Genomic DNA, 23,808 nt, shown 5'->3' with positions numbered 1-23,808 from the left:
AGTCCACAAACAGAAAGGGCGCCCCCGAGGAGCGCCCTTGCCAAAGTTTCGGGATCCTGTGCCGATCAGGTGTTCATCGACTCGAAGAACTCGGAGTTGCTCTTGGTGCTGCGCAGCTTGTCGAGCAGGAAGTCGATCGCGTCCATCGTGCCCATCGGGTTGAGGATGCGGCGGAGCACGTACATCTTCTTGAGGTTCTGCGGCTCGGTGATGAGCTCTTCCTTGCGGGTGCCGGAACGGGCGATGTCGATCGCCGGGAAGGTCCGCTTGTCCGCGACCTTGCGGTCGAGGATGAGCTCGGAGTTGCCGGTGCCCTTGAACTCTTCGAAGATGACCTCATCCATGCGGCTGCCGGTGTCGACCAGCGCGGTCGCGATGATCGTCAGCGAGCCGCCTTCCTCGATGTTGCGGGCGGCGCCGAAGAAGCGCTTCGGACGCTGCAGCGCGTTGGCGTCGACGCCGCCGGTCAGCACCTTGCCGGAGGACGGCACGACGGTGTTGTAGGCGCGGCCAAGGCGGGTGATCGAGTCCAGCAGAATGACGACGTCGCGGCCGTGCTCGACCAGGCGCTTGGCCTTCTCGATCACCATCTCCGCGACCTGGACGTGACGCGCGGCCGGCTCGTCGAAGGTCGAGGACACGACCTCGCCCTTCACCGAGCGCTGCATGTCGGTGACTTCCTCCGGGCGCTCGTCGATCAGCAGCACGATCAGATAGCACTCGGGATGATTGGCCGTGATCGAGTGCGCGATGTTCTGCATCAGCACGGTCTTGCCGGTGCGCGGCGGCGCCACGATCAGCGCGCGCTGGCCCTTTCCGATCGGCGCCACGATGTCGATCACGCGCGGCGACAGATCCTTGCGGGTCGGATCTTCCAGCTCGAGCCGGAAACGCTCGTCCGGAAACAGCGGCGTGAGGTTGTCGAAATTGACCTTGTGCTTGGACTTCTCGGGATCCTCGAAGTTCAGCGTGTTGACCTTGAGCAGCGCGAAGTAGCGCTCGCCCTCTTTCGGGCTGCGGATGTGCCCTTCGATCGTGTCGCCGGTACGCAGGCCGAAGCGGCGGATTTGCGACGGCGAGACATAGATGTCGTCGGGACCGGGCAGGTAGTTCGCATCCGGTGAGCGCAGGAAGCCGAAGCCGTCGGAGAGAACCTCGACGACGCCCTCACCGATGATGTCGGTCTCCTGGATCGCGAGCTGCTTGAGGATGGCGAACATCAGCTCCTGCTTGCGCATCGTGCTGGCGTTCTCGACCCCGTTTTCCTCCGCGAAGGAGACGAGCTCGGCCGGCGTCTTTGACTTGAGGTCCTGTAGTTTGATTTCCCGCATTGGGGTGGTCCTGTGGAAGCGACTTGGGAGGGATGCGAGGTGGCTGTGGGAAGGCGGACGAAATGAGGTCCGCAGGTCTGAGCAAGGTTGGCGCCGATGAGGCACCAGACCTGATGCGGCGGCCGGTCAAGCCGGAACGCAACCACATCCGCCTGCGTGGGGTGGGATATCCTTAATATAGAAAATTGTGCCGCCGTCCGCAAGGCATCTCGGGCGCAGCGGTATTCCAAGAGATCCGATCAGAATGGCTTGACGATCACGAGAATCACGATGCCGATCATCAGCACCGTCGGTACCTCATTGACATAGCGATAAAATTTCTGGCTGCGGGTATTCTTGTCGGCGCCGAATTCCCGCACCCAGCGGGTGAACAATCCATGCACGCCGGACATGATCAGGACCAGCAGAAACTTCGCATGGAACCAACCGCTGGTATACCAGTGACCCGCCCACACCAGATACAGTCCGGCCAACCAGGTCACGGTGATCGCCGGATTGATGATCGCCTTGAGCAGCCGCCGTTCCATGACCTTGAACGTCTCGGACTGCTTCGAGCCGATCTCGGCGTCGCAATGATAGACGAACAGCCGAGGCAGATAGAGCATGCCGGCCATCCAGGCGATGACGGCAATGACGTGCAGGGCCTTGATCCACTCATACATCGGAAACGGGTGACCCTCTCGGCTCGTGATCAGCTTGCGTGCCGAGACATATCCGCTCGCTCCGTCCCTCCAAACCAAATAATTTTAGAATCTTAAGGTTTGAGTCTAGGTAGCGGTGGATTGGACTCATGCAATGTCATCCGCAAGCTGCCCGCAGCTTGTTCACATCCTTCAACAGGCTGGGCTCGAGCTCCAACTCCGGGGTGAGTCCGATGTGATTCAAATGCTTGCTGAAAACGTTCGACAGCTTATCCCAAGACAAATACAGCCTGTCCCGATATCATCGGCTCGTCGCCTCGCGTTTTCCCGGACGGCGTCCATGTGCAGAAGATTCGGGGTTATCCAAAGGGGCCGGCCACCGGCTGCCTTTTTGGCCCCATCCTTCACAGGGATTCACAGATCGTTAAGGATTTGATGCCCACCACCGGAAATTACTTTCACCTGCATTTGGTTTCCGACTCGACGGGCGAAACCCTGATCACGGTCGCGCGAGCGGTTGCCGCGCAATACGCCAATGTGACGCCGGTGGAGCATGTCTATCCGCTGGTGCGCAGCCAGAAGCAGCTCGACCGCGTGCTCGACGAGATCGAGGAAGCGCCGGGCATCGTGCTGTTCACGCTGCTCGAGAAGGACCTGGTCAGCCGGCTCGAAGCCAAGTGCCAGCAGATCAACATTCCGAGTCTCTCGATCATCGGTCCGGTGATGCAGCTGTTCGAGGCCTATCTCGGCGCATCCACCGCCGGGCGGGTCGGCGCGCAGCACGTGCTGAACGCTGAATATTTCGCGCGGATCGATGCCTTGAACTACACGATGCTGCACGACGACGGCCAGATGGTGGACGGTCTCGAGGAGGCCGACGTGGTTCTGGTGGGCGTGAGCCGCACGTCCAAGACCCCGACCTCGATCTACCTCGCCAACCGTGGCGTCCGCACCGCCAACGTGCCGCTGGTGCCGGGCATTCCGATCCCGCATCAGCTGGAGACGCTGAAGAAGCCGCTGGTGGTCAGCCTGCACGCAACGCCCGAACGCCTCATTCAGGTGCGACAAAATCGGCTGCTCAGCATGGGTGCCGAAACCGGCAATGAGAACTATGTCGACAAGCAGTCGGTGACCGATGAGGTCGCCTACGCGCGCAAGCTCAGCGCAAAGTTCAACTGGGTAATGCTCGACGTGACGCGCCGTTCGATCGAAGAGACGGCGGCCGCGATCCTGAAACTCTATACCGACCGGCAGCGGCAGCGCCTGCCGGAATGAGTTGACGACGATGACCCTATGGTGTGGTGACGAGCCGCTCGTTCTGGCCTCGCAGAGTCGCGCGCGGCGCCTGTTGCTCGAGAATGCCGGCCTCGCCTGCGAGGCCGTGCCGGCGGATGTGGACGAGCGGGCCATTCAATCCGAGGCCGGGCTGGTCGCGCCCTATGAGGTTGCGCTCCATCTGGCGACCGCCAAGGCTCGCGCCGTCGCGGCGACCAGGCCTGGCTCCTATGTCCTCGGCGCTGATCAGACCCTGGCTCTCGGCGAGCGCATGTTCAACAAGCCCGCCGGCCGGCAGCAGGCAATGCACCAGCTGCTGGCATTGGCCGGACGCACCCATGCGCTGCATTCGGCGATCGCGGTCGTGCGCAATGGCGAGGTGCTGTTCTCCCATGTCGCCGTCGCCTGGATGACGATGCGGACCCTGAGCGAGAGCGATGTCGCCGCCTATCTCGACACGGCCGGCCAGGCGGTGATGTCGAGCGTCGGCGCCTATCAGCTCGAAGGTCTCGGCGTGCATCTGTTCGATCGCATCGACGGTGATCACTTCACCATTCTCGGCCTGCCGCTGCTGCCGTTGTTGGCGTATTTCCGCGACGCTAGGCTGCTCAGGTTCTGACGACGGCGCCGACACGGCCACGGGAGCGAATGGGGATGAGAGTGCTCGGGCTGACCGGCTCGATGGGGATGGGCAAGTCGACGACGGCGAAGCTGTTCGCGGAAGCCGGTGTTCCCGTCTACGACGCCGACGCGACCGTCCATAAGGTCTACGAGAGCGAGGCGGCTCCCGCGGTCGAAGCCGCGTTTCCCGGGACGACCGTCGACGGCAAGGTCGACCGGCCGAAATTGTCGGCGAAGGTGGTCGGCGACCCCGAAGCCATCCGCCGTCTCGAAGCCATCGTTCACCCGATGCTGCGGTCCTATCACCAGCGGTTCTTGGATGACGCCGAGCGATCCGGTGTGCCGGTCGCGGTCGTCGATGTGCCGCTGCTGTTCGAGACCGGTGGCGACAAGCGCGTCGATGCCGTGGTCGTGGTCTCGACGTCGCCCGAGATCCAGCGTCAGCGCATTCTGGCGCGCGGCACGATGACCGAGGAGGCGCTCGATGCGCTGCTGGCGCGTCAGATGCCGGATGCCGAGAAGCGCGCGCGTGCCGATTTCGTCGTGGATACGTCCAATGGAATAGACCCGGTGCGGGCGCAGATCCGCGACATCCTGGCCGAGGTCGTTAAGATGCCGCAGCGGCGCGCCTGATTCGCCAGCGCTGCTGGATCGACGGACTGACCGATGCGTGAGATCGTGCTCGACACCGAAACCACCGGCCTCGACGCCTTGCGCGGCGACCGCCTGGTCGAGATCGGCTGCGTCGAGATCATCAACCGGATGCCGACCGGCCAGGTCTTTCACCGCTACATCAATCCCGAGCGCGATATGCCGGCGGAGGCCTTCGCGGTCCATGGTCTGTCGAGCGAGTTCCTGGCGGACAAGCCGTTGTTCCACGAGGTGGTCGAGGATTTCCTGGCGTTCATCGGCGATGCGCCGCTGGTGATCCACAATGCGTCCTTCGACATCGGCTTCATCAATGCCGAGCTCGACAGGGTGAAGCGGGCGGCCATCCCGCGTGACCGTCTGGTCGATACGCTGCTGCTGGCCCGGCGCAAGCATCCGGGCGTGTCGAACCGGCTCGACGATCTCTGCTCGCGTTATGCGATCGACAATTCACGGCGCACCAAGCACGGAGCGTTGCTCGATGCGGAGTTGCTGGCCGAGGTCTACGTCGATCTCGTCGGAGCGCGGCAGTCACAGCTGATCCTGACCCAGGATACGCAGGAGATCCGCGTGGGGACGGCCGGCGATACGCCGCGTCGTCAGCGTGACGTCCCGCTGGCTCCCCGGGTCACCGACGCCGAGCGGGAGGCGCATCGCGCCTTCGTCGCAACCCTCGGCGACAAGCCGATCTGGATGGAATTTTGGCCGGCGTCGTGATCCCCGGCCCTCTGCCGCGGATCACGCCCGCCACTCATCTTTCAATCAAGTTTCGACCGATCAGCTGGGCCGACCCTGCGCGGCCTCGGCGGCGGCCTGGCGCTCCATGTTCTGGCGGTACAGGCCGACGAAATCGACCGGGTCGAGCATCAAGGGCGGGAAGCCGCCGTCACGCACCGAGTTGGCGACGATCTCGCGGGCGAACGGGAACAGCAGCCGCGGGCATTCGATCAGCAGCATCGGCGACAGGTTCTCGCGGGGAATGTTCACCAGCCTGAACACCCCGCCATAGACCAGCTCGAAGCTGAACATGACCTGGCTGCCGCTCTCGGCCTTGCCCTCGATCGTCAGCGTCACCTCGTATTCGGTCTCATTCAGGGCGTTGGCGCCGACATTGATCTGGATGTTGATCTGCGGCGCCTGGCCCTGCGGCGCCAGCGATTGCGGCGCATTGGGGTTCTCGAACGAGAGGTCCTTGATGTATTGCGCCAGCACGTTGAGTTGAGGAGGAGGGGCCGCCTCGGACGTGGCGCCGTTACCGTTGGTCATCGAAGTGTTCTCCTGGCACAAAAAGGCGGTTCGTTGCGGCGCGTGGCTACCATAGGGCCGGCTTGTTCCACAAGGACGAGCCTGCCGAAGCTGCCGCGACGCTCAAATATGGCGGTTCCGGCAAGGTCTGCCTCCATTTGTCGCACGTTACGACTGCAGTCGCGCCGGCAGCGTTGACCCAGGCTTTAGGATGCGGCGATCCGATTTCCCCTTGGCTGTGAAACGGGTTAGGATCACCGTGCCACAATGTGCCATTGGCCCGGCCCAATTCGATGACTACATCCTCCCGAGACGGACCGATTCATGGGTCCTTACCCGGTTCTTGGTAAACGGGATCCAGTGGCCAGACCCCGCGTCCGGCCCGGCAAGTCAGTCAGAAAGCGAACACGACGTGGATATTTATACCATCATCTTCCTGGCATTGGCGGTCTTCATCTTCGTGCGCCTGCGGGCCGTGCTCGGCCAGCGCACCGGCAACGAGCGAGCCCCATTCGATCGCGCAGCCCGGAACGCCGTGCAGGGCGCGCCCGATAACCATGTCATGCCGGTTCCCGGCGCGCCGATCGATCCGGCGGCCCCCGCCACGGGCGCTGATTTCGGTGCGCCGAGCGACCGCTGGCGCGGGGTGGCCGAGCCGGGCACGCCGCTCGCGCGCGGCCTCGACGCGATCGTCGCCAGCGACTCCTCATTCGATCCTCGCCATTTCCTCACCGGTGCGCGCAGCGCCTATGAGATGATCGTGCTGGCCTTCGCCAATGGCGATCGCCGCGCATTGCGCGACCTGCTGTCGTCCGAGGTCTATGACAGCTTCGACTCCGTGATCAAGGAGCGCGAGAAGCAGGAGCAGAAGACCGAGACCCGCTTCGTCTCGATCGACACCGCCGAGCTCGTCGGCGCCGAGGCGCGCGACCGCACCGCTCAGCTGACCGTGCGGTTCGTGTCGCAGATGATCTCCGTGACCCGCGACAAGATGGGCAACATCGTCGACGGCAATCCGGAGAAGGTCGCCGACATCACCGACATCTGGACCTTCGCCCGCGACACCGGTTCGCGTGATCCGAACTGGAAGCTGGTCGGCACCGGCAGTCATTGACGAGGACCGTGTGGCCCGGACCTTGTGCGGTCCGGTTTCGGAAAGTTCGCACCTGCAGTCGACACCGGCCACGGCCGCGAATGGAGCAAGACGACGGGCGGCGCTGATTTCTTGATCCCATTTTTCAGAATTTCGCGTTGAGTGGTACTTTGACGGTGCAGGCATGGTTCGCGAAATTTGGAAGCGGGGCTTTTCCGCCCGTAGCCTCAGATATTGGACACCGGCGCTCGCTTTGAGCGTCGCCGCTGTGGCGCTTGCGCCTTATGCGGCCGAGGCCGTGCGTGCCCGCCATCGGTCGGCCGCGCCTGCTGCGCCGGTACGCCACCTGCCCTACCCCACGCTCGACTGGCCGCTCGAGATCACCAATAGCCAGTATCTGCCGCTGGAATGGAGCGAGGTGCCCGGCTGGAACGATGATGATCAGCTCGCGGCCTACCGGACCTTCCGCGCCAGTTGCAAGCCGATTGCGGCGAGGCCCAACGGCGCAGCGGCGGAAGACAAGGCACTCGGCGATTCCCTGCGTGATCCCTGTCGTGAGGCGCGTTCGTCCGAGCTCGCCGACAACGCCGCGGCGAAAGCCTTCTTCGAACGCCACTTCGAGCCGCTGAAGATCTCCAAGCTCGGCGACGCCGACGGCTTCGTCACCGGTTACTACGAGCCGGTCATAGAGGGCTCGCGGACGCAGAACGAGGTCTACAACGTTCCGGTCTATCGCCGCCCGTCGAACCTGTTCGTCCGCGGCTTCAAGCAGGATGCGACGAGCCTGCCCAACAAGGGTCCGGTCTATCGCAAGATCGGTCGGCGCAAGCTGGTCCCCTATTATGACCGTGCGGAGATCGAGGACGGCGCCATCGAGGGCCGCGGCCTGGAGATCGCATGGCTCAGAAATCAGACGGACTTGTTGTTTGCACAGATCCAGGGATCGGCGCGCATCAGCCTCGACGACGGTTCGACCGTGCGCATCAACTACGATGCCTACAATGGCCATCCCTATACGCCGGTCGGACGCGTCCTGATCGAGCGCGGCATCATCCCGCGCGAGCAGATGTCGATGCAGCGCATCCGCGACTGGATGGAGCAGAATCCGGAAGGCGCCAACGAACTGCGCCGGACGAACCGCTCCTACATCTTCTTCCGCGAGGTGCAGCTGTCGGACAAGGATGAGGCCGTCGGCGCGCAGGGCATTCCGCTGACGCCGGGCCGCTCGATCGCGGTCGACAAGTCGCTGCACGTCTACGGCACGCCGTTCTTCATCACCGGCGAGTTGCCGATCGAGTCCGAGAAATCCAAGACCGCCTTTCATCGGCTGATGATTGCGCAGGATACGGGATCGGCGATCATAGGCCCTGCCCGCGCCGATCTCTATTTCGGCGCCGGACAGGAAGCCGGCAAGGTCTCGGGCCGGCTCAAGCACAACATGCAGTTCGTGATGCTGGTGCCGCGCAGCCTCGATCCGGTCGCGCGCGGCCGCAAGATGCCGCTGCCGGATGCGCGGCCGTCGGAGAAGATCGCAAAACTGTTTCCGCAGGTGCTGCCGAAGGAGCCGGGGAAGGACGCTCCGAAGGAGATGGCCAAGGATACGGGAAAGGATCAAGCGAAGGGCCAGGACCAGGTCAGTGCGGCCGCCGCTCCTTCCAAGGATGCCAAGGCCCCTGCCCCGGCAGCCAACGCAGGCGCGGCGACCACGGTCGCGCAGAACGTGGCGGCCCCGCAGCCCGTGCCACTGCCTGAAGCCCGGCCGCGACTGGAAAGTGATCGCAATATCCGCCGATTGCGTTATGGCAGGCGCCACCGCAACCATCGATGAACCGCCGTTGCCATGTCACATGATCCCGAGCCGCCGCGCGGCCGTCGCAAGCGCGGCCTCTCCGAGGACGAGCGGGTGCTTTGGGAGACGGTCGCCCGCCAAGTTAAGCCGCTGCGCAAGACGCCGCGTCCGCTGCGGCTCCACCCGCCAATGGCAACGGCCGAGCCGCAGGCCGACAAAGCGATGACGACGCCGCGACCGGTCGCGCCCGTTGTCATCCCCAAGCCGGTCAGGCCGGCGATCCCGCCGCTGGTCTCGCTCGGGCGGAAGGAACGCTCGAAACTGTCGCGCGGCCGCAGCGAGATCGACGCCCGGCTCGACCTGCACGGCATGACCCAGAGCCGCGCGCACCAGGCGCTGCATCATTTCCTGCATCGCGCCCAGCATGACGGACTGACCTTCGTGCTCGTCATCACCGGCAAGGGCACTATCGGCGCGGATCCCGAACGCGGCGTGCTCCGGCGGCAGGTGCCGCACTGGCTGAGCCTGCCGGAATTCCGCTCGCTGATTGTCGGTTTCGAGGAAGCCCATGTCGGCCACGGCGGCGCCGGCGCGCTCTACGTCCGCATCCGTCGGCCGCGCGGCTGATTGTCAGAACGGCCGGATGATGCCGACGCGCGGCAGCGCGGTCACTATCCAGCCGAGGATGGTCGTCTTGCGGTCATCGGCATCGATGGCGGAGATCTGTTTGCTCGCCGGCAGCGTCTTCACGGCGTGCAGCATCAGCACCAGGCAGATCACCCAGCTCGAGATCCAGCGCGAATAGTCGAACACCATCGCGAACATCACGAGATAGGCGAGGCTGATCACCAAGAGTGCTGCGATGACGGTCTGCCGGTGGCGCTGGTGCTCGAGCGCACCGATGTGATTTTGCAGGGTCCGCCACAGCGGCAGATGTAGCCAGAGCAGCAGCGCATAGACGGGCACGCCGAGCAGATTCGACGGCAGCCGCGCCCAGGTATCCTGCACCTCCTTGGCCAGCGGCTGGTACCAGACATAGGCGAATTGCAGCAGCTCGGTGCGCGACGGATCGACCATGCGCGTTTTCAGATAGCTCACGAAATCCGCCTCCGGCAACGGCATCGTGCCGAGGAATTGCGCCGCGAGGAACAGCGCGCCGAGGCCGAGCAGCGCAGCCGCGCCAACGACGATATCGCGTGGTGCGATGCTGCGGGCGAGATAGTAGCGCAGCACGACGATCGCGGTGATGGTCGGCACGTACATCAAGAGATGGATGTGGTGGATCAGCACCAGCACCGCCGAGATGAGCGCCGCGAGCAGCACGTAAGCAAGCGAGCTCGCCGGCAACAGCAACAGGATGATGGCGCCGAGGCAGCCATAGATGTCGAAATGGCCGAGGGTGAACAGGAAGTTCTTGAACACGAACGGCGAGCCGGCGGTGAACACGAACAGCGGCAGCTGCGAGCCGCTCGATCCGAATGTCCGGCGGAAGAGATGAATGAACAATGCGAAGGTCATCAGCCAGATGCTGCCCGCCAACGCGAACACCAGCGAGACGGGTACCTTCGCGGCGAACAGCCCCACGATCGCCCCGATCAGCGCCCGCTTGATGAAGCCGAAGTGATAGTCGACGAGCAGATGGATGTAGGGAATGTAGGGCGGCAGCGTGAGCTTGTGCAGGAAAACGCCGACCATCATGGCGGCGTTGACGGCGAGCATCAATCGCCAGTGTCTGCTGTACGCGCCGGTCATGCGGCGGCCGAGCGGACGCTGATGTTCAGGAGGTCCTTACCCCACCCCCCACTGTCGTCCCGGCCTTGAGCCGGGACCCATAGCCACCGGCGTTTGTGGTGAGGCAAGGGTGGAGCCGCCATCGCGAGTCGCAATCAACTTTGGTGATTATGGGTCTCGGCGTTCGCCGGGACGACAGCGGAATTCGTTGTGACCGCTCGGGCAATAGGTCCGACGGTTACAGAATAAACCGGCTCAGATCCGCGTTCTTTGCGAGGTCGCCGATGTGCTGCTGCACATAGGCGGCGTCGACGCGCATGGTCTCGCCGTTGCGGTCCGATGCCGTGAACGAGATCTCGTCGAGCACCCGCTCCATCACCGTCTGCAGCCGGCGGGCGCCGATGTTCTCGACCGTCGAGTTCACCGCAACCGCGATGTCGGCCAGGGCGTCGATGGCATCGTCAGTGATGTCGAGCGTGACGCCTTCGGTCTTCATCAGCGCGACATATTGCTTGATCAGCGACGCCTCCGGCTCGGTCAGGATGCGGCGCATGTCGTCGCGCGTCAGCGCCTGCAGCTCGACGCGGATCGGCAGGCGGCCCTGCAGCTCCGGAAGGAGATCGGAGGGCTTGGCGATATGGAACGCGCCCGAGGCGATGAACAGGATGTGGTCGGTCTTGACCGCGCCGTGCTTGGTCGAGACGGTGGTGCCTTCGATCAGCGGCAGCAGGTCGCGCTGCACGCCCTCGCGGGAGACGTCGCCGCCGTGGCGGTTCTCGCGCACGCAGATCTTGTCGATCTCGTCGAGGAACACGATGCCGTTGTTCTCGACCACGCTGATCGCCTCCTGCACCAGCTGGTCGCTGTCGAGCAGCTTGTCGGACTCCTCGGCGATCAGAAGGTCGTGAGAAGCCTCGACCGTGACCCGCCGCGTCTTGGTGCGGCCGCCGAGCTTGCCGAAAATGTCGCCGATCGAGATCGCGCCCATCTGCGCGCCCGGCATGCCCGGGATCTCGAACATCGGCATGCCGCCGCCCGACGACTGTGTCTCGATCTCGATCTCCTTGTCGTTGAGCTCGCCGGCGCGCAGCTTGCGGCGGAACGAGTCGCGCGTCGCAGCACTCGAATTGGCGCCGACCAGCGCGTCGAGCACGCGCTCCTCGGCTGCGAGCTGCGCGCGCGCGGCGACGTCCTTGCGCTTGCGCTCCCGGACCTGGGCGATCGCGACCTCGACGAGGTCGCGGATGATCTGCTCGACGTCGCGGCCGACATAGCCGACCTCGGTGAACTTGGTCGCCTCGACCTTGAGGAACGGTGCGCCCGCAAGCTTGGCCAGCCGCCGCGCGATCTCTGTCTTGCCGACGCCGGTCGGCCCGATCATCAGGATGTTCTTCGGCAGCACCTCTTCGCGCAGGCCCGCGTCGAGCTGCAGCCGCCGCCAGCGGTTGCGGAGCGCGATGGAGACCGCGCGCTTGGCGTCGGCCTGGCCGACGATGAAGCGGTCGAGTTCGGAGACGATTTCACGAGGGGAAAAGTCGGTCATGAGGCTCTAGCTAGGCTCGGATGGGCGGCGAGGCAAGTCGGCGGGATCGCAGGACATCAGCAGCGCCGGGCCATCCGGCGTGTCGACCAGGCGCTCGCGCCGGAATCCCGCCTTTTCATAGGCGCGGATGGCGCGCACATTGGCCGGCGAGGGGTCGGTGACCACGCGCGGGACGCCGCGCTGAAGCATCAGGTCACAAAAAGCCTGGATGGCGAGGGCGCCGTGACCCCGCCCGATGCGCTCATGTCCGGCGATAAACAGGTCGATGCCGCGGGTGGCGTCCGGCTGCGGCCCGAAGCCGTCGTTCCACGCGGTGAGGGCGTAGCACTGCAGGTAGCCGGCCGCTTCCCCATCCATCAGCATGATGTACTGATCCATGGCCGGCTCGTCGCGGTCGCCATCGATCAAGGCATACTGCTCGTCCGGATCGCCCCACCATTCCCGGACATGCGGCTGCTGCAGCCAGTCGCGGACGGCCGGCAGATCGTCTTCGGTCATCGGACGGAAGCCAATAGTCATCGCCGCCCTGCCCTCACAGCAGCGGCGGCCCGGCCTGCCACTGCCGGATCGCTTCGGTCGGATAGATCAGCATCAAAATGTTGAGCGTCAGGTTGTCGCGGATGTGCAGGCCGACGCCGATCTCGAACACGATGGCAATCAGTACCGTCAGCCAGACCGGCAGCACGCGCGCCAGCAGGAAGCCGGTCATCATCGCCATGGTGTCGCCGACCGAGTTCACGATGCTGTCGCCGAAATAATCCAGCGAGATCGTGGCGGCACGATAGCGCTCGATGATGAGACTGGAGTTCTCCACCAGCTCCCAGGCGCCCTCGATCAGCATCGCGACGATCAGCCGGCCCTGCCAGGGCAGGAACGGCAGCACCAAGATCGTCAGCGCATAGAACAGGAAGCCGTGGATGATGTGGGAGAACGTGTACCAGTCGGTGAGATGCTGGGAGTTCTCCGAGCTCTGCACCACGCCATGCCACAGCTTCACGGTCCCGCAGGCGCAGATCGGCAGCCGGCCCATCGCGAACAGGATCGCGGCTTGCAGAATCAGCAGCGCGACGACGAGCCCGAGCCACAGCCCGGGCGATCGGCGGGACGCGATACTGATCTCGCCCGCGGTCATCGTCTACTCGGCCGACAACGCTTCGATGGTGATGTTGCGGTTGGTGTAGACGCAGATGTCGGCGGCGATGTCGAGCGACTTGCGCACGATGCTCTCGGCGTCCTTGTCGGTGTCGATCAGCGCCCGCGCGGCCGCCAGCGCGTAATTGCCGCCTGAGCCGATCGCCATCACGCCCGCCTCCGGCTCCAGCACGTCGCCGGTCCCGGTCAGGACCAGCGAGACCTCCTTGTCGGCGACGATCATCATCGCCTCCAGCCGGCGCAGATAGCGGTCGGTCCGCCAGTCCTTGGCGAGCTCGACGGCCGCCCGGGTCAGCTGCCCCGGATATTGCTCGAGCTTGCTCTCCAGCCGCTCGAACAGGGTAAACGCATCCGCCGTGGCGCCGGCGAAGCCGCCGATCACGTCGCCCTTGCCGAGCTTGCGCACCTTGCGGGCGTTGGACTTGATCACGGTCTGGCCGATCGAGACCTGGCCGTCGCCGCCCACGACCACCCTGCCCCCCTTGCGGACGGTCAGGATCGTGGTGCCGTGCCAGACGGTGGGCTCATGGGAGGATGCGTGCATGGAAAGTCCCTGGTTGATGGCCTGATTTAGGCGCTCAGGGGTTGGGATACAATTACCGGGTCGCTGCCCTGCCCCGTCAGGCCTTGAAATCCGCTCACCATGGCCCGAGATCAAGCCCGGAGCACGTCATCCCGCAGTAGCTAAGGTGTCATCCGCCTGATAAAAGGGCCGCGTTTTCAAGGGAAAGCTGACCCCATGCGTAGCGCGACCATCAAGCGCAAGACCAAAGAGACCGATATCGAGGTGTCCGTGAACCTCGACGGCACCGGCGTCGTGAACATTGCGACCGGTATCGGCTTCTTCGATCACATGCTGGATCTGCTCGCCCGGCATTCCCGCATCGACATGACCGTCAAGGCGGTCGGCGACCTGCACATCGACTTCCACCACACCACCGAGGATGTCGGCATCGCCCTCGGCCAGGCCGTGCGCCAGGCGCTCGGCGACATGGCCGGCATCACCCGCTACGCCTCGATCCACATGCCGATGGACGAGACGCTGACCCGGGTCGTGATCGACGTGTCGGGGCGGCCGATGCTGGTGTTCCGCACGACGTTTGCGCGCGACAAGATCGGCGAATTCGACACCGAGCTGGTGCGCGAATGGTTCAATGCGTTTGCCATGAATGCCGGCATCACCCTGCATGTCGAGACGCTGTACGGCGAGAACGCCCATCATATCGCCGAATCCTGCTTCAAGGGTCTGGCGCGGGCGTTGCGCGCAGCGCTCGCGATCGACCCGCGCAACCAGGGCGAAGTGCCATCCACCAAGGGTCAGCTCGGCGGCTGATCGCCTCCCCCAAGGGATTATCGACATGCCCGTCTATACGATCCACGCTCCCCTCGCCGCCGGGGCCGATCTGCGTTCGACGGATCGCTTCGTGTTCATCCGCGACGGCTTCCATTTCTGGGCCGCCGTGCTCGGCGCCGTCTGGCTGGCCTGGCACCGTCTGTGGCTCGCGATGCTCGGCTGGATCGCGCTGATGATCGTCGTCGACGTTCTGCTGGTCCGGATCGGGATCGGCGGCGGCACGATTGCGCTGGTCGATCTGCTGCTCGCGGTCCTGCTCGGGCTCGAAGCCTCCAGCCTCAAGCGCTGGAGCTACTCGCGCGGCAAATGGCGCCAGCTCGATGTCGTCGTGGCCGACGATCTCGACGCCGCCGAGCGTCGCTTCTTCGAGCGCTGGGCCGCAAGGCGCAGCGATCTCGGTTACGACAACTACACCGTCGATCGCGGCGCCGCACCGCCGACGCGTGACAACGGCAATGGACAGCATCCGCCGCCGCTGCCCCATGCGAGCATCATTGGCTTGTTCCCCGAACCCGGAGGTGGACGATGAGCGTCGCAATCATCGATTACGGCTCCGGCAATCTGCATTCCGCCGCGAAAGCGTTCGAGCGCGCCGCGCGCAGCATGGAAGATCCGCAGAAGGTCGTGGTGACCCGTGATCCCGACACGGTGTATCGCGCCGACCGCATCGTGCTGCCCGGTGTCGGCGCCTTCGCCGATTGCCGCCGTGGCCTCGACGCGGTCGACGGCATGCTGGAGGCGATGACCGAGGCCGTGCGCCACAAGGCGCGGCCGTTCTTCGGCATCTGCGTCGGCATGCAGCTGATGGCGACGCGGGGCAAGGAGCATGTCACGACCGACGGCTTCGACTGGGTCTCGGGTGACGTCGAGAAGATCACGCCTCGCGACGAGAGCCTGAAGATCCCGCACATGGGCTGGAATACGCTCGATGTGCTGCAAGAGCATCCGGTGCTGGAGAAGCTGCCGCTCGGGCCGAAAGGACTGCACGCGTATTTCGTGCACTCCTATCACTTGAATGCGGTCAACGAGAACGAGGTGCTGGCGCGCGCCGATTACGGCGGGCCGATCACCGCTGTTGTCGGCAAGGACACCGCCATCGGCACGCAATTCCATCCCGAGAAGAGCCAGCGTTTCGGTCTCGCCCTCATTTCCAACTTCCTGAAGTGGAAGCCGTGAGCGCTGCCATCCTGCTCGCTGCAACATGCGGGTAGGGCACGCTCTTGAAAGACATCAGACATGATCCTGTTTCCTGCCATCGATCTGAAGAACGGCCAGTGCGTGCGCCTCGAGCAGGGCGACATGGCGCGCGCCACGGTGTTCAACCTCGATCCCGCCGCCCAGGCGAAGAGCTTCGCCGACCAGGGCTTCGAGTATCTGCACGTTGTCGATCTCGACGGCGCCTTCGCCGGCAAGCCGATGAATGCGCAGGCCGTCGAGGCGATGCTGAAGGTCGTGAAGATGCCGGTGCAGCTCGGCGGCGGCATCCGCGATCTCAAGACCGTCGAAGCCTGGCTCGGCAAGGGCATCACCCGCGTCATCATCGGCACCGCCGCGGTGCGCGATCCCGAGCTGGTGAAGACCGCCGCGAAAGCCTTTCCCGGCCGCGTTGCCGTCGGCCTCGACGCCCGCGACGGCAAGGTTGCGGTCGAAGGCTGGGCCGAGACGTCCGAAGTCACCGCACTCGATATCGCCAAGCGGTTCGAGGACGCCGGCGTCGCCGCGATCATCTTCACCGATATTGCGCGCGATGGCCTGCTCAAGGGCCTCAACCTCGACGCCACGATCGCGCTCGGCGACGCGATTTCGATTCCCGTGATCGCCTCCGGCGGCCTCGCTTCGATCGACGACGTCAAGGCGATGCTCACGCCGCGTGCGAAAAAGCTCGAAGGCGCCATCGCCGGCCGCGCGCTCTATGACGGGCGGCTCCATCCGGCCGAGGCGCTGGCGCTGATCCGCGCGGCGCGCGGGTAGGGGAGAGCAGCATGTTCAAGGTCCGTGTCATTCCCTGCCTCGACGTCAAGGACGGACGGGTGGTCAAGGGCGTCAACTTCGTCAATCTGCGCGACGCCGGCGATCCGGTGGAGGCGGCGGTCGCCTACGACGCCGCCGGCGCCGACGAGCTCTGCTTCCTCGACATCACCGCGACCCATGAGAACCGCGGCATCATGCTCGACGTCGTCCGGCGGACGGCGGAAGCCTGCTTCATGCCGGTGACGGTCGGCGGCGGCGTGCGCACCATCGACGATATCAAGACATTGCTGCGCTCCGGCGCCGACAAGGTCTCGATCAATTCCGCCGCGGTGGCGCGGCGCGAGTTCGTCAAGGAGGCGGCCGAGAAGTTCGGCGAGCAGTGCATCGTGGTGGCGATCGACGCCAAGTCGGTGCCGCGGGCGGGGGGCGGGTCGCGCTGGGAAATCTTCACCCATGGCGGCCGCAAGACGACCGGCATCGATGCGATCGAATATGCCCAGGAGGTGGTCGCGCTCGGTGCCGGCGAAATCCTGCTGACCTCGATGGACCGCGACGGCACCCGGCAGGGGTTCGACCTGCCGCTGACCCGGGCGGTGGCCGACAGCGTGCCGGTGCCGGTGATCGCCTCGGGCGGCGTCGGCAATCTCGATCATCTGGTCGACGGCATCCGGCAGGGCAGGGCGACCGCGGTGCTCGCCGCCTCGATCTTCCATTTCGGGGAATTTACCATCCGGCAGGCCAAGGAGCACATGCTGCGTCAGGGCCTGCCGATGCGGCTCGATCCCTGACGACATTGCGCCGAAAAAATGTTAGATGAACGCGGGTCCGGCCGCTGAGGAGCGGGCCTGCGTGTCCTGAGAACTGGCTGATGTCCCGCTTCACGCTTCACGATCTGGCTGCCATCATCGACGCGCGCGCCGCGGCGGGCGGTGAGGCGTCCTATACGCGCAAGCTGCTCGACAAGGGCCCGGCGCAGTGCGCCAAGAAGATGGGCGAGGAGGCGGTCGAGACGGTGATCGCCGCCGTCGGCACCGACCGTGAGCATCTGATCTCCGAAAGCGCCGATCTGCTGTTTCATTTGTTGGTGGTGTTGAAGTCGCGCGACATCCGGCTCGACGAGGTCGAGGCCGTGCTCGCAAAGCGGACAGGTCAATCGGGCTTGGAAGAAAAGGCGTCGCGCAAGACGGAGTAGGGCGCGACGGCCGGGGGAAACGAAGGGCAGCGTCATGGATATGCGCACCACCGAACAACAATATAATCCGTACCGCGTCTTCACCCGCCAGCAATGGGCCGAGCTGCGCAACGACACGCCGATGACCTTGGAGCCCGGCGAGTTCTCAAAACTGCGCTCGATGCACGATCGCCTCGATCTTCAGGAGGTCGAGGACATCTACCTGCCGCTGTCGCGATTGCTGTCGATGTATGTCGATGCGGCGCAGCGGCTGTACTACGCGCAGCGTCAGTTCCTCGGCATCCGCGACCGCAAGATGCCCTACATCATCGGCGTCGCCGGCTCGGTGTCAGTCGGCAAGTCGACCACCGCGCGTGTGCTGCAGGCGCTGCTGACGCGCTGGTCGCCGCGGCCCAAGGTCGACCTCATCACCACCGACGGTTTTCTGTTTCCGAACGCCGTGCTCGAACGGCAGGGCCTGATGCAGAAGAAGGGCTTTCCGGAGAGCTACGACAAGGCACGGCTGCTCGCCTTCCTCTCGGACATCAAGGCCGGCCGGCATCCGGTGCGTGCGCCGGTCTACTCGCATCTCAGCTACGACATCGTGCCCAATCAGTGGACCGAGATCGACCAGCCGGACATCCTGATCGTCGAGGGCGTCAACGTGCTGCAGACGGGACCCTTGCCGCGCGACGGCAAGGCGGTGCCCGTCGTGTCCGACTTCTTCGACTTCTCGGTCTATATCGACGCCGACGAGGCGGTGCTGCGCAAATGGTACGTGAAGCGCTTCCTGTCCTTGCGCGACACCGCGTTCCACGACCCGCGCTCCTACTTCAACCGCTACGCGCTGCTGTCGGACGAAGAGGCCACCGCCACCGCGATCGCGATCTGGGAGCGCACCAACCTCGCCAACCTCGAGGACAACATTTTGCCGACCCGGCCGCGCGCTACCTTGATCCTGAAGAAGGGCGCGGACCACGAGATCGAGACGGTGGCGCTGCGGCGGTTGTGAGTTCGCTGCTGAGCCGAGCGAGATCTCGAAACGTTTCGGCGGCTGAATAGTGTCTCCGTCATTCCGGGGCGTGCGAAGCGCGAGCCCGGAATCCATAACCACGACCGGTCATGTGGACCGAGATGCTCGTGGCTATTGTCCCTTAAGAAATAGCGGCCTGTGGCTATGGATTCCGGGCTCATTCGCGCTGCTTCAAAATGGCTGCGCCATTTTGCGCGCGAATGCCCCGGAATGCCCCGGAGAGAGAGCTTGCCTTGCGTATGCCCACTTACTGCCCGGCTTATTAGGCTTGCGCGGTGCAACCTCTCCCCGCCCTTTTGCGGGGAGAGGTCGGATTGCGCAGCAATCCGGGTGAGGGGCATGGCACATACGCTGCCTAGTTCGCGGTCTCTCGGACGAGCAGGGCGGCTCTGAGCGGCAGATAATTGGCACCACCCGTGTGGCTGCCCCTCACCCCGACCCTCTCCCCGTGAAGGACGGGGAGAGGGAGCGCAGGCACCGCCCGTGCTACAAACTCATCACTACGCCGCCACCTGCCGCGCCGCGGCCAGATTGGCCAGTGCCTCGTCCAGCTTGTCGCGGTCGATCGGCTTGACGAGGAAGCCGTCCATGCCCGCCTCGAAGCAGGCATAGCGGTCCTCGACCAGGGTGTTGGCCGTGAGCGCCAGGATCGGCGTGCGGCGGCCGGGCTCACTGGCCTCGAGCGCCCGAATGCGCTTGGCGGCAGCGATACCGTCGAGCTTGGGCATCTGCACGTCCATCAGGATCAGGTCGTAGGGCGTGCTGGCCGAACGTGCCGCAAGCCAGGAGTCGAGCGCGGCCTCGCCATGCACGGCGATGTCGGCGTGATGACCGAGCTTGGTCAGCAGCGAGCGCATCAGCAGCGCGTTGATGTCGTTGTCCTCGGCCACGAGAATCGACAGGCCCGCGCCGGCGCGCGCCGCAATCGGCGGCGCGATCATCGGAACGGGATCGTCGATCAGCGCCGAGGCGGCGCCATCGGCGTCAAATCCGACACGCGCCGCAAGCGATGCGGCGCGCAGCGGTTTCACCAGATAGAAGTTGAACGGCGCAGTCGGCGCCAGCTCGTGGCGGCTCACCGGCGTCACCAGGACGATCAGCCGCGTCGTATGACGCTGCGCCGTCATGCCGAGGCCGCGCGCCGTCTCGCTGCCGATGGCATCATCCACCAGCACAGCGTGCCAGGCCCGCTCGGGCAGCAGCGCCTCGGCGACCTCGGTCTCGGCGACGAGACAGGTCTGCGCGCCCCAGTTCTGCAGGCGCCGCTCGATCAGCTCGGCCTGCAGGCCGGGCGGCGCGATCAGCATGATCGACTGTCCGGTCAGATCGGGCCCGCGAAAACTGTTCTGCTCGCCGCGCTCCAGCGCCGCCGGCAGCGGCACGCAAACCTCGAAGGTCGAGCCGGCGCCGAGCTCGCTCTGCAGGCTGATCCGGCCCCCCATCCGCTTGACGATGCGGTCGGAGATCGCCAGCCCAAGGCCGGTGCCGCCGAAGCTGCGTGCGACGCTGTCGTCGGCCTGCTCGAATTCTCGGAAGATGCGCTCCTGCGCCTCGGCGGCGATACCGATGCCGGTGTCGCGCACCTGGAAGCTGATCTCGTTCGGCCAGATGCCGGGTTCGGCGATGACAGCGACGCCGCCACTGCTCGTGAACTTGATCGCATTGCCGGCCAGATTGAGCAGCACCTGGCGCAGCCGCGCGGCATCGCCGGTCACCCAGGTCGGCAGCCGCTCATCCATGTAGGCCGCGATCTCCAGCTGCTTGGCTTGGGCGCGCGGCGCCAGCAGCTCGGTGATCTCCTCGATCAGCGCGGCAAGCGAGAACGGCTGCGCCTCCAGCGCCAGCTTGCCGGCCTCGATCTTGGAATAGTCGAGCAGCTCGTCGATCAGCGACATCAGCGCTTCGCCGGACGTGCGCACCGCCTTGGCGTAGGTCGTCTGCTCCGGCGTCAGATGCGTCTCCAGCAGCAGCCCGCTCATGCCGAGGATGCCGTTGAGAGGCGTGCGGATCTCGTGGCTCGCCATCGCCAGGAAGCGCGACTTGGCGCGGTTGGCCGCATTGGCCTGATCGCGGGCGTCGGCGAGCGCGCGCTCGGTCTCCGTGCGGTCGGTGACGTCGCGGCCGACACATTGCAGCACGGCGGGGTGTCCGGCATCGGAGCGGACCAGCGCCTCGCGCCAGGCGATCCAGCGCGGCCCGATCGCGCTCTCGATTCGCTGGTCGTGCACGCGCGTGCCGCTCGTCTCCAGCGCGCTCTCGCCCTGCTCGATCAGCGCGAAGGCGAAGCGGCTGCCGACCAGGTTCTCGCGATCGAGACCGGCCATCTGGCAAAACGCATCATTGACGAAGATGATCGCGCCGTCCTGCTCGCGCATGACGATGAGATCGCCCTGCTGCTCGAACAGATTGCGCGCGCGCTGCTCGGCCTCCTGCAGCTCCCAGTTCCGGTCGGCCAGCACCTCGTTGTGAAGCGCGATCTTCTGAAGTTTCTTCGCGACGAAGCGCAGCCGCATGCTCAGCGTGGCCAGGCCGACGCAGGCGAGCGCGAACAGGAAGCTGGCGCCGATGGCAAAGGTGTGCGGGTTGTAGCCGGAGTTCTCGGAGATGCTGGCCTTGATGAAGCCGTAGGCACCGCCGAAGCCGGCGGAGAAGATCATCAGCGAGCGCAGAATCGCGACGATGGTGCGATGACGGCGCATGAACCGGCGCAGGCGCAGCCTGATGCGAAAAAGCGGTCCCATGTCCATCCCCCCGGTGCCGTCGATCCGATGTCGTGGCCGACCCGCACCATGCGGCGTCGGTATTGCCGAGACTTTGAAAGGTCATGCAGGCCCGACCTGGCGCTGCAGAGATGGTGAACCGGGCGTTAGCCCGGCTCACAGAACCGGGTTGGCCGGCGACGATGCGTGGCCACGGGCCGCGACGATCAGCGCGGCGACCTCTCTTGCGGTGGTGCGGCTGGAGCGGACGTAGATGCGATAGTCGAAATCGCCGTCGGCCGCGCCGTCGACGCCGAGATAGATGCGCGGCGCACCCGGAAGCGGATCGGCGGCGATCGCCACCAGCTGCGTTGCGGCGCTGATGCGGCAGCCCCGATCCTCCTGCGCGGGGGCATCGTCGACCACGACGAAATCCGCCGTCTCCGGACGCTCCGCCAGCGCCACGCGGACCGTCGCCTGCGCAGGATCGTCGGTGAAGTCGACGTGGAGATCGGCGGGATAAGGCGCGGAGCCGAGCGAGACGGTGTCGGCACCGACGGCAATGCAGGGCTGCGGGGAGGGCGCCAATTCGAGCTTGGCAAAAACCGCAGCCGCGATCAGCGGCACGGCCGACACGAGGACCTTGAAACGCAACATGACACGCACCGACGCGGAAGGCCTGATGACGAAACGCGGGCCTTATGGTTGTCGGAGCGTAAAGAGAAGTCGTTACCAGAGTGTTGAAAAAGACGAGACGTTCACGCCGCATGGCGATTGTCTTCCGCCAGCGCGCGATACGACAGCGCCTCCGCCAGATGCAGCCGGCCGATGGTGTCGACATGGTCCAGATCGGCCAAGGTGCGGGCGACACGCAGCACGCGGTGATAGCCGCGCGCCGACAGGCGCATCGTCTCGGCGGCCTCGCGCAGCAGCTTCTGGCCCGGCGCATCGAGCTTGGCGATCTCGTCGAGCACTGCGGCGGGCGCCTCGGCGTTAGTCCTGATCTGCGGCAGGCCCGCTTTGACATAGCGGGCGCGCTGCACATCGCGGGCGGCGGCGACGCGGGCGGCCACCTCGGCGGAGCCTTCCTTGGACGGCGGCAGGATCAGGTCCGCAGCCGTGACGGCCGGCACCTCGATGCGCAGATCGATGCGGTCCATCAGCGGGCCGGAGATGCGCATCTGATAGTCCGCGGTGCAGCGGTCGATACGGCCGCGCTTGCAGGCATAGCCGGGCTCGAAGGCATTGCCGCAGCGACAGGGGTTCATCGCGGCGACCAGCATGAAGCGGGCAGGGTAGGTGACGCGGTGGTTGGCGCGCGAGATCGAGACCTCGCCATTCTCCAGCGGCTGGCGCAGCGAATCCAGCACGCGCGGATCGAACTCCGGCAGCTCGTCGAGAAACAGCACGCCCTGATGCGCCAGCGAGATCTCGCCGGGCCGGGCGCGCAGGCCGCCGCCGGTCAATGCCGCCATGCTGGCCGAATGATGCGGGCTGCGGAACGGCCGCCGGTTGGTCAGCGCGCCGCCTTCGATCTCGCCGGCGACCGAGGCGATCATCGAGACCTCCAGCAGCTCGGCCGGCGACAGCGGCGGCAGGATCGACGGCAGCCGCGCCGCCAGCATCGACTTGCCGGCGCCGGGCGAGCCGATCATCAGCAGATGATGCCCGCCGGCGGCGGCGATCTCGAGCGCGCGCTTGCCGCTCTCCTGGCCCTTGATGTCGCGCAGATCGAGCAGGCTCGCTGGCGCTTCCTGGATTTTCGGCTGCGGCCGCGACAGCACCTGCGTGCCCTTGAAGTGATTGGCGATCTGGATCAGCGACGTCGCCGCGATGATCTGCAGGTCGGGACTGGCCCACGCCGCCTCGGCGCCGCAGGCCGCTGGGCAGATCAATCCTTCCTCGCGCGCATTGGCGCCGATCGCCGCCGGCAGCACGCCCGCCACCGGCGCGATCGAGCCGTCGAGCCCGAGCTCGCCGAGCACGGTGAAACCAGTCAGCGCATCCGGCGGAATCGCCCCGATCGCAGCCATCAGCCCGAGCGCGATCGGCAGATCGTAGTGGCTGCCTTCCTTGGGCACGTCGGCCGGAGCCAGATTGACGGTGATCCGCCGTGCCGGCAGCGCCAGGCCCGAGGCGATCAGCGCCGAGCGCACCCGCTCGCGCGCCTCCGACACCGCCTTGTCCGGCAGGCCGACGATCGCGAACGCCGGCAGGCCCGGTGCAACCTGGACCTGCACGTCGACCGCGCGGGCCTCGATCCCCTCGAAGGCAACGGTGGAAACGCGCTGGACCATGATGCCCCTCCCGGCCGCGAGGCTAGCGGAAGCGGGCGCTGTTCGCAAGAACAATACGGGAACAGAGGTGCTCGTCGGCGAGGCAATCCATTAACGACGGCCTCGTGCAGCGTCCTGCGGCCGCACTGAGCTTAACGCCCCTTTAGTCCGGCCTTCGCATTCTTTCGCAAAATGCTGATCGACCTGCGCCCGATCACAGCGACGGGTGCCGACA

25 protein-coding genes are annotated in these 23,808 nt (G+C 65.5%); 14 read left to right on the top strand and 11 right to left on the bottom strand.

Annotated features, from left to right (window positions below; translation table 11 throughout):
• Positions 1-65 precede the first annotated feature (65 nt).
• Together rho and hemJ are read right to left on the bottom strand one after the other, a co-directional pair.
• Entirely contained in the window at positions 66-1,331 is a 1,266-nt protein-coding gene (gene rho / locus HL666_RS13180; RefSeq protein ID WP_006612678.1) for a transcription termination factor Rho, read from the bottom strand.
• 239 nt (positions 1,332-1,570) lie between these two features.
• The gene (gene hemJ, locus HL666_RS13175; protein ID WP_172113657.1) at positions 1,571-1,993 is read right to left on the bottom strand and encodes a protoporphyrinogen oxidase HemJ; all 423 of its coding nucleotides are present in this window, start codon (positions 1,991-1,993) and stop codon (positions 1,571-1,573) included.
• 414 nt (positions 1,994-2,407) lie between these two features.
• On the opposite strand from hemJ, the gene HL666_RS13170 reads away from it, so the two are divergent.
• From HL666_RS13170 to dnaQ, 4 genes are read left to right on the top strand one after another with little or no spacing between them, the layout of a single operon-like run.
• Positions 2,408-3,247, top strand: coding sequence for a pyruvate, water dikinase regulatory protein (locus HL666_RS13170; RefSeq protein WP_172113658.1), 840 nt, complete (start codon positions 2,408-2,410; stop codon positions 3,245-3,247).
• Positions 3,248-3,257: 10 nt separating this feature from the next.
• The gene (locus HL666_RS13165) at positions 3,258-3,866 is read left to right on the top strand and encodes a Maf family protein (protein WP_172182292.1); all 609 of its coding nucleotides are present in this window, start codon (positions 3,258-3,260) and stop codon (positions 3,864-3,866) included.
• 35 nt (positions 3,867-3,901) lie between these two features.
• A complete protein-coding gene (gene coaE / locus HL666_RS13160) occupies positions 3,902-4,501 on the top strand; it encodes a dephospho-CoA kinase (RefSeq protein ID WP_172181844.1) in 600 nt (199 codons plus the stop codon).
• 33 nt (positions 4,502-4,534) lie between these two features.
• Entirely contained in the window at positions 4,535-5,233 is a 699-nt protein-coding gene (dnaQ, locus tag HL666_RS13155; protein WP_172181842.1) for a DNA polymerase III subunit epsilon, read from the top strand.
• A gap of 60 nt (positions 5,234-5,293) precedes the next feature.
• On the opposite strand, the gene secB is transcribed toward dnaQ, so the two are convergent.
• The gene (secB, locus tag HL666_RS13150; RefSeq protein WP_172113662.1) at positions 5,294-5,782 is read right to left on the bottom strand and encodes a protein-export chaperone SecB; all 489 of its coding nucleotides are present in this window, start codon (positions 5,780-5,782) and stop codon (positions 5,294-5,296) included.
• A gap of 391 nt (positions 5,783-6,173) precedes the next feature.
• Between secB and HL666_RS13145 the strand changes: the two genes are divergently transcribed.
• The 3 genes from HL666_RS13145 (at position 6,174) to HL666_RS13135 (ending at position 9,270) form a co-directional block, all read left to right on the top strand.
• A complete protein-coding gene (locus HL666_RS13145) occupies positions 6,174-6,875 on the top strand; it encodes a Tim44/TimA family putative adaptor protein (protein WP_172113663.1) in 702 nt (233 codons plus the stop codon).
• Positions 6,876-7,038: 163 nt separating this feature from the next.
• The gene (mltA, locus tag HL666_RS13140) at positions 7,039-8,682 is read left to right on the top strand and encodes a murein transglycosylase A (protein WP_172181840.1); all 1,644 of its coding nucleotides are present in this window, start codon (positions 7,039-7,041) and stop codon (positions 8,680-8,682) included.
• Positions 8,683-8,694: 12 nt separating this feature from the next.
• Complete coding sequence (locus tag HL666_RS13135; protein WP_172132598.1) at positions 8,695-9,270, top strand: Smr/MutS family protein; 576 nt, start codon at positions 8,695-8,697, stop codon at positions 9,268-9,270.
• A gap of 3 nt (positions 9,271-9,273) precedes the next feature.
• Here HL666_RS13135 and HL666_RS13130 read toward each other — a convergent pair whose 3' ends face one another.
• The 5 genes from HL666_RS13130 to hslV form a co-directional block, all read right to left on the bottom strand.
• A complete protein-coding gene (locus HL666_RS13130; protein WP_172181838.1) occupies positions 9,274-10,395 on the bottom strand; it encodes a hypothetical protein in 1,122 nt (373 codons plus the stop codon).
• A gap of 217 nt (positions 10,396-10,612) precedes the next feature.
• On the bottom strand, positions 10,613-11,917 hold the full coding sequence (gene hslU / locus HL666_RS13125; RefSeq protein WP_172113667.1) for an ATP-dependent protease ATPase subunit HslU: 1,305 nt from the start codon (positions 11,915-11,917) through the stop codon (positions 10,613-10,615).
• A 6-nt stretch (positions 11,918-11,923) separates the two neighbouring features.
• The gene (locus HL666_RS13120) at positions 11,924-12,436 is read right to left on the bottom strand and encodes a GNAT family N-acetyltransferase (RefSeq protein ID WP_172181837.1); all 513 of its coding nucleotides are present in this window, start codon (positions 12,434-12,436) and stop codon (positions 11,924-11,926) included.
• Between the two features lie 13 nt (positions 12,437-12,449).
• Entirely contained in the window at positions 12,450-13,049 is a 600-nt protein-coding gene (locus HL666_RS13115) for a DUF2585 domain-containing protein (protein ID WP_172181835.1), read from the bottom strand.
• Positions 13,050-13,052: 3 nt separating this feature from the next.
• Positions 13,053-13,613, bottom strand: a complete 561-nt coding sequence (hslV, locus tag HL666_RS13110) for an ATP-dependent protease subunit HslV (RefSeq protein WP_006612664.1) — start codon at positions 13,611-13,613, stop codon at positions 13,053-13,055.
• A 195-nt stretch (positions 13,614-13,808) separates the two neighbouring features.
• Between hslV and hisB the strand changes: the two genes are divergently transcribed.
• From hisB to coaA, 7 genes are all read left to right on the top strand, one after another.
• Positions 13,809-14,402 carry an imidazoleglycerol-phosphate dehydratase HisB gene (gene hisB, locus HL666_RS13105; protein ID WP_172132601.1) on the top strand — a complete coding sequence of 198 codons (594 nt, stop codon included), beginning with the start codon at positions 13,809-13,811 and terminating at the stop codon, positions 14,400-14,402.
• A 25-nt stretch (positions 14,403-14,427) separates the two neighbouring features.
• The gene (locus HL666_RS13100; protein WP_172113672.1) at positions 14,428-14,952 is read left to right on the top strand and encodes a DUF2628 domain-containing protein; all 525 of its coding nucleotides are present in this window, start codon (positions 14,428-14,430) and stop codon (positions 14,950-14,952) included.
• Positions 14,949-15,599 (top strand): imidazole glycerol phosphate synthase subunit HisH, encoded by a 651-nt coding sequence (gene hisH / locus HL666_RS13095; protein ID WP_172181834.1) that lies wholly within the window; start codon positions 14,949-14,951, stop codon positions 15,597-15,599. The genes HL666_RS13100 and hisH overlap by 4 nt, the downstream gene beginning before the upstream one ends.
• 60 nt (positions 15,600-15,659) lie before the next feature.
• Entirely contained in the window at positions 15,660-16,394 is a 735-nt protein-coding gene (gene hisA / locus HL666_RS13090) for a 1-(5-phosphoribosyl)-5-[(5-phosphoribosylamino)methylideneamino]imidazole-4-carboxamide isomerase (protein WP_172181832.1), read from the top strand.
• 11 nt (positions 16,395-16,405) lie between these two features.
• Complete coding sequence (gene hisF, locus HL666_RS13085) at positions 16,406-17,182, top strand: imidazole glycerol phosphate synthase subunit HisF (RefSeq protein WP_172181831.1); 777 nt, start codon at positions 16,406-16,408, stop codon at positions 17,180-17,182.
• Positions 17,183-17,262: 80 nt separating this feature from the next.
• Positions 17,263-17,586 (top strand): phosphoribosyl-ATP diphosphatase, encoded by a 324-nt coding sequence (locus HL666_RS13080; RefSeq protein ID WP_172113676.1) that lies wholly within the window; start codon positions 17,263-17,265, stop codon positions 17,584-17,586.
• Positions 17,587-17,620: 34 nt separating this feature from the next.
• Positions 17,621-18,577, top strand: a complete 957-nt coding sequence (gene coaA / locus HL666_RS13075; RefSeq protein WP_006612656.1) for a type I pantothenate kinase — start codon at positions 17,621-17,623, stop codon at positions 18,575-18,577.
• 521 nt (positions 18,578-19,098) lie between these two features.
• Here coaA and HL666_RS13070 read toward each other — a convergent pair.
• The 3 genes from HL666_RS13070 to HL666_RS13060 all read right to left on the bottom strand — a co-directional run bounded on the left by HL666_RS13070 (position 19,099) and on the right by HL666_RS13060 (position 23,594).
• Positions 19,099-21,339: a PAS domain-containing hybrid sensor histidine kinase/response regulator gene (locus HL666_RS13070; protein ID WP_172181829.1), complete on the bottom strand. Its 2,241-nt coding sequence runs from the start codon at positions 21,337-21,339 to the stop codon at positions 19,099-19,101.
• 135 nt (positions 21,340-21,474) lie between these two features.
• Entirely contained in the window at positions 21,475-21,954 is a 480-nt protein-coding gene (locus tag HL666_RS13065) for a hypothetical protein (RefSeq protein ID WP_172181828.1), read from the bottom strand.
• Between the two features lie 101 nt (positions 21,955-22,055).
• Positions 22,056-23,594 carry a YifB family Mg chelatase-like AAA ATPase gene (locus HL666_RS13060; RefSeq protein ID WP_172181826.1) on the bottom strand — a complete coding sequence of 513 codons (1,539 nt, stop codon included), beginning with the start codon at positions 23,592-23,594 and terminating at the stop codon, positions 22,056-22,058.
• Between the last annotated feature and the right edge of the window lie 214 nt (positions 23,595-23,808).

Origin of the sequence: Bradyrhizobium aeschynomenes, assembly GCF_013178945.1 — a bacterium.
Lineage (GTDB): Bacteria > Pseudomonadota > Alphaproteobacteria > Rhizobiales > Xanthobacteraceae > Bradyrhizobium > Bradyrhizobium aeschynomenes.
The sequence above is the reverse complement of the archived record's forward strand: the minus strand, read 5'-3'. Positions and strand labels throughout refer to the sequence as shown.

What these genes read in the sequence shown, in the direction of transcription:
- hemJ (WP_172113657.1), bottom strand. Translation starts at nt 1,993, where the DNA reads ATGTATGAGTGGATCAAGGCCCTGCACGTCATTGCCGTCATCGCCTGG.
- secB (WP_172113662.1), bottom strand. Translation starts at nt 5,782, where the DNA reads ATGACCAACGGTAACGGCGCCACGTCCGAGGCGGCCCCTCCTCCTCAA.
- dnaQ (WP_172181842.1), top strand. Translation starts at nt 4,535, where the DNA reads ATGCGTGAGATCGTGCTCGACACCGAAACCACCGGCCTCGACGCCTTG.
- coaE (WP_172181844.1), top strand. Translation starts at nt 3,902, where the DNA reads ATGAGAGTGCTCGGGCTGACCGGCTCGATGGGGATGGGCAAGTCGACG.
- hslV (WP_006612664.1), bottom strand. Translation starts at nt 13,613, where the DNA reads ATGCACGCATCCTCCCATGAGCCCACCGTCTGGCACGGCACCACGATC.
- HL666_RS13120 (WP_172181837.1), bottom strand. Translation starts at nt 12,436, where the DNA reads ATGACTATTGGCTTCCGTCCGATGACCGAAGACGATCTGCCGGCCGTC.
- rho (WP_006612678.1), bottom strand. Translation starts at nt 1,331, where the DNA reads ATGCGGGAAATCAAACTACAGGACCTCAAGTCAAAGACGCCGGCCGAG.
- mltA (WP_172181840.1), top strand. Translation starts at nt 7,039, where the DNA reads ATGGTTCGCGAAATTTGGAAGCGGGGCTTTTCCGCCCGTAGCCTCAGA.
- HL666_RS13135 (WP_172132598.1), top strand. Translation starts at nt 8,695, where the DNA reads ATGTCACATGATCCCGAGCCGCCGCGCGGCCGTCGCAAGCGCGGCCTC.
- hisF (WP_172181831.1), top strand. Translation starts at nt 16,406, where the DNA reads ATGTTCAAGGTCCGTGTCATTCCCTGCCTCGACGTCAAGGACGGACGG.
- HL666_RS13080 (WP_172113676.1), top strand. Translation starts at nt 17,263, where the DNA reads ATGTCCCGCTTCACGCTTCACGATCTGGCTGCCATCATCGACGCGCGC.
- HL666_RS13130 (WP_172181838.1), bottom strand. Translation starts at nt 10,395, where the DNA reads ATGACCGGCGCGTACAGCAGACACTGGCGATTGATGCTCGCCGTCAAC.
- HL666_RS13165 (WP_172182292.1), top strand. Translation starts at nt 3,258, where the DNA reads ATGACCCTATGGTGTGGTGACGAGCCGCTCGTTCTGGCCTCGCAGAGT.
- HL666_RS13060 (WP_172181826.1), bottom strand. Translation starts at nt 23,594, where the DNA reads ATGGTCCAGCGCGTTTCCACCGTTGCCTTCGAGGGGATCGAGGCCCGC.
- hslU (WP_172113667.1), bottom strand. Translation starts at nt 11,917, where the DNA reads ATGACCGACTTTTCCCCTCGTGAAATCGTCTCCGAACTCGACCGCTTC.
- HL666_RS13065 (WP_172181828.1), bottom strand. Translation starts at nt 21,954, where the DNA reads ATGTTGCGTTTCAAGGTCCTCGTGTCGGCCGTGCCGCTGATCGCGGCT.
- HL666_RS13100 (WP_172113672.1), top strand. Translation starts at nt 14,428, where the DNA reads ATGCCCGTCTATACGATCCACGCTCCCCTCGCCGCCGGGGCCGATCTG.
- HL666_RS13115 (WP_172181835.1), bottom strand. Translation starts at nt 13,049, where the DNA reads ATGACCGCGGGCGAGATCAGTATCGCGTCCCGCCGATCGCCCGGGCTG.
- hisB (WP_172132601.1), top strand. Translation starts at nt 13,809, where the DNA reads ATGCGTAGCGCGACCATCAAGCGCAAGACCAAAGAGACCGATATCGAG.
- hisH (WP_172181834.1), top strand. Translation starts at nt 14,949, where the DNA reads ATGAGCGTCGCAATCATCGATTACGGCTCCGGCAATCTGCATTCCGCC.
- HL666_RS13170 (WP_172113658.1), top strand. Translation starts at nt 2,408, where the DNA reads ATGCCCACCACCGGAAATTACTTTCACCTGCATTTGGTTTCCGACTCG.
- HL666_RS13070 (WP_172181829.1), bottom strand. Translation starts at nt 21,339, where the DNA reads ATGGGACCGCTTTTTCGCATCAGGCTGCGCCTGCGCCGGTTCATGCGC.
- coaA (WP_006612656.1), top strand. Translation starts at nt 17,621, where the DNA reads ATGGATATGCGCACCACCGAACAACAATATAATCCGTACCGCGTCTTC.
- hisA (WP_172181832.1), top strand. Translation starts at nt 15,660, where the DNA reads ATGATCCTGTTTCCTGCCATCGATCTGAAGAACGGCCAGTGCGTGCGC.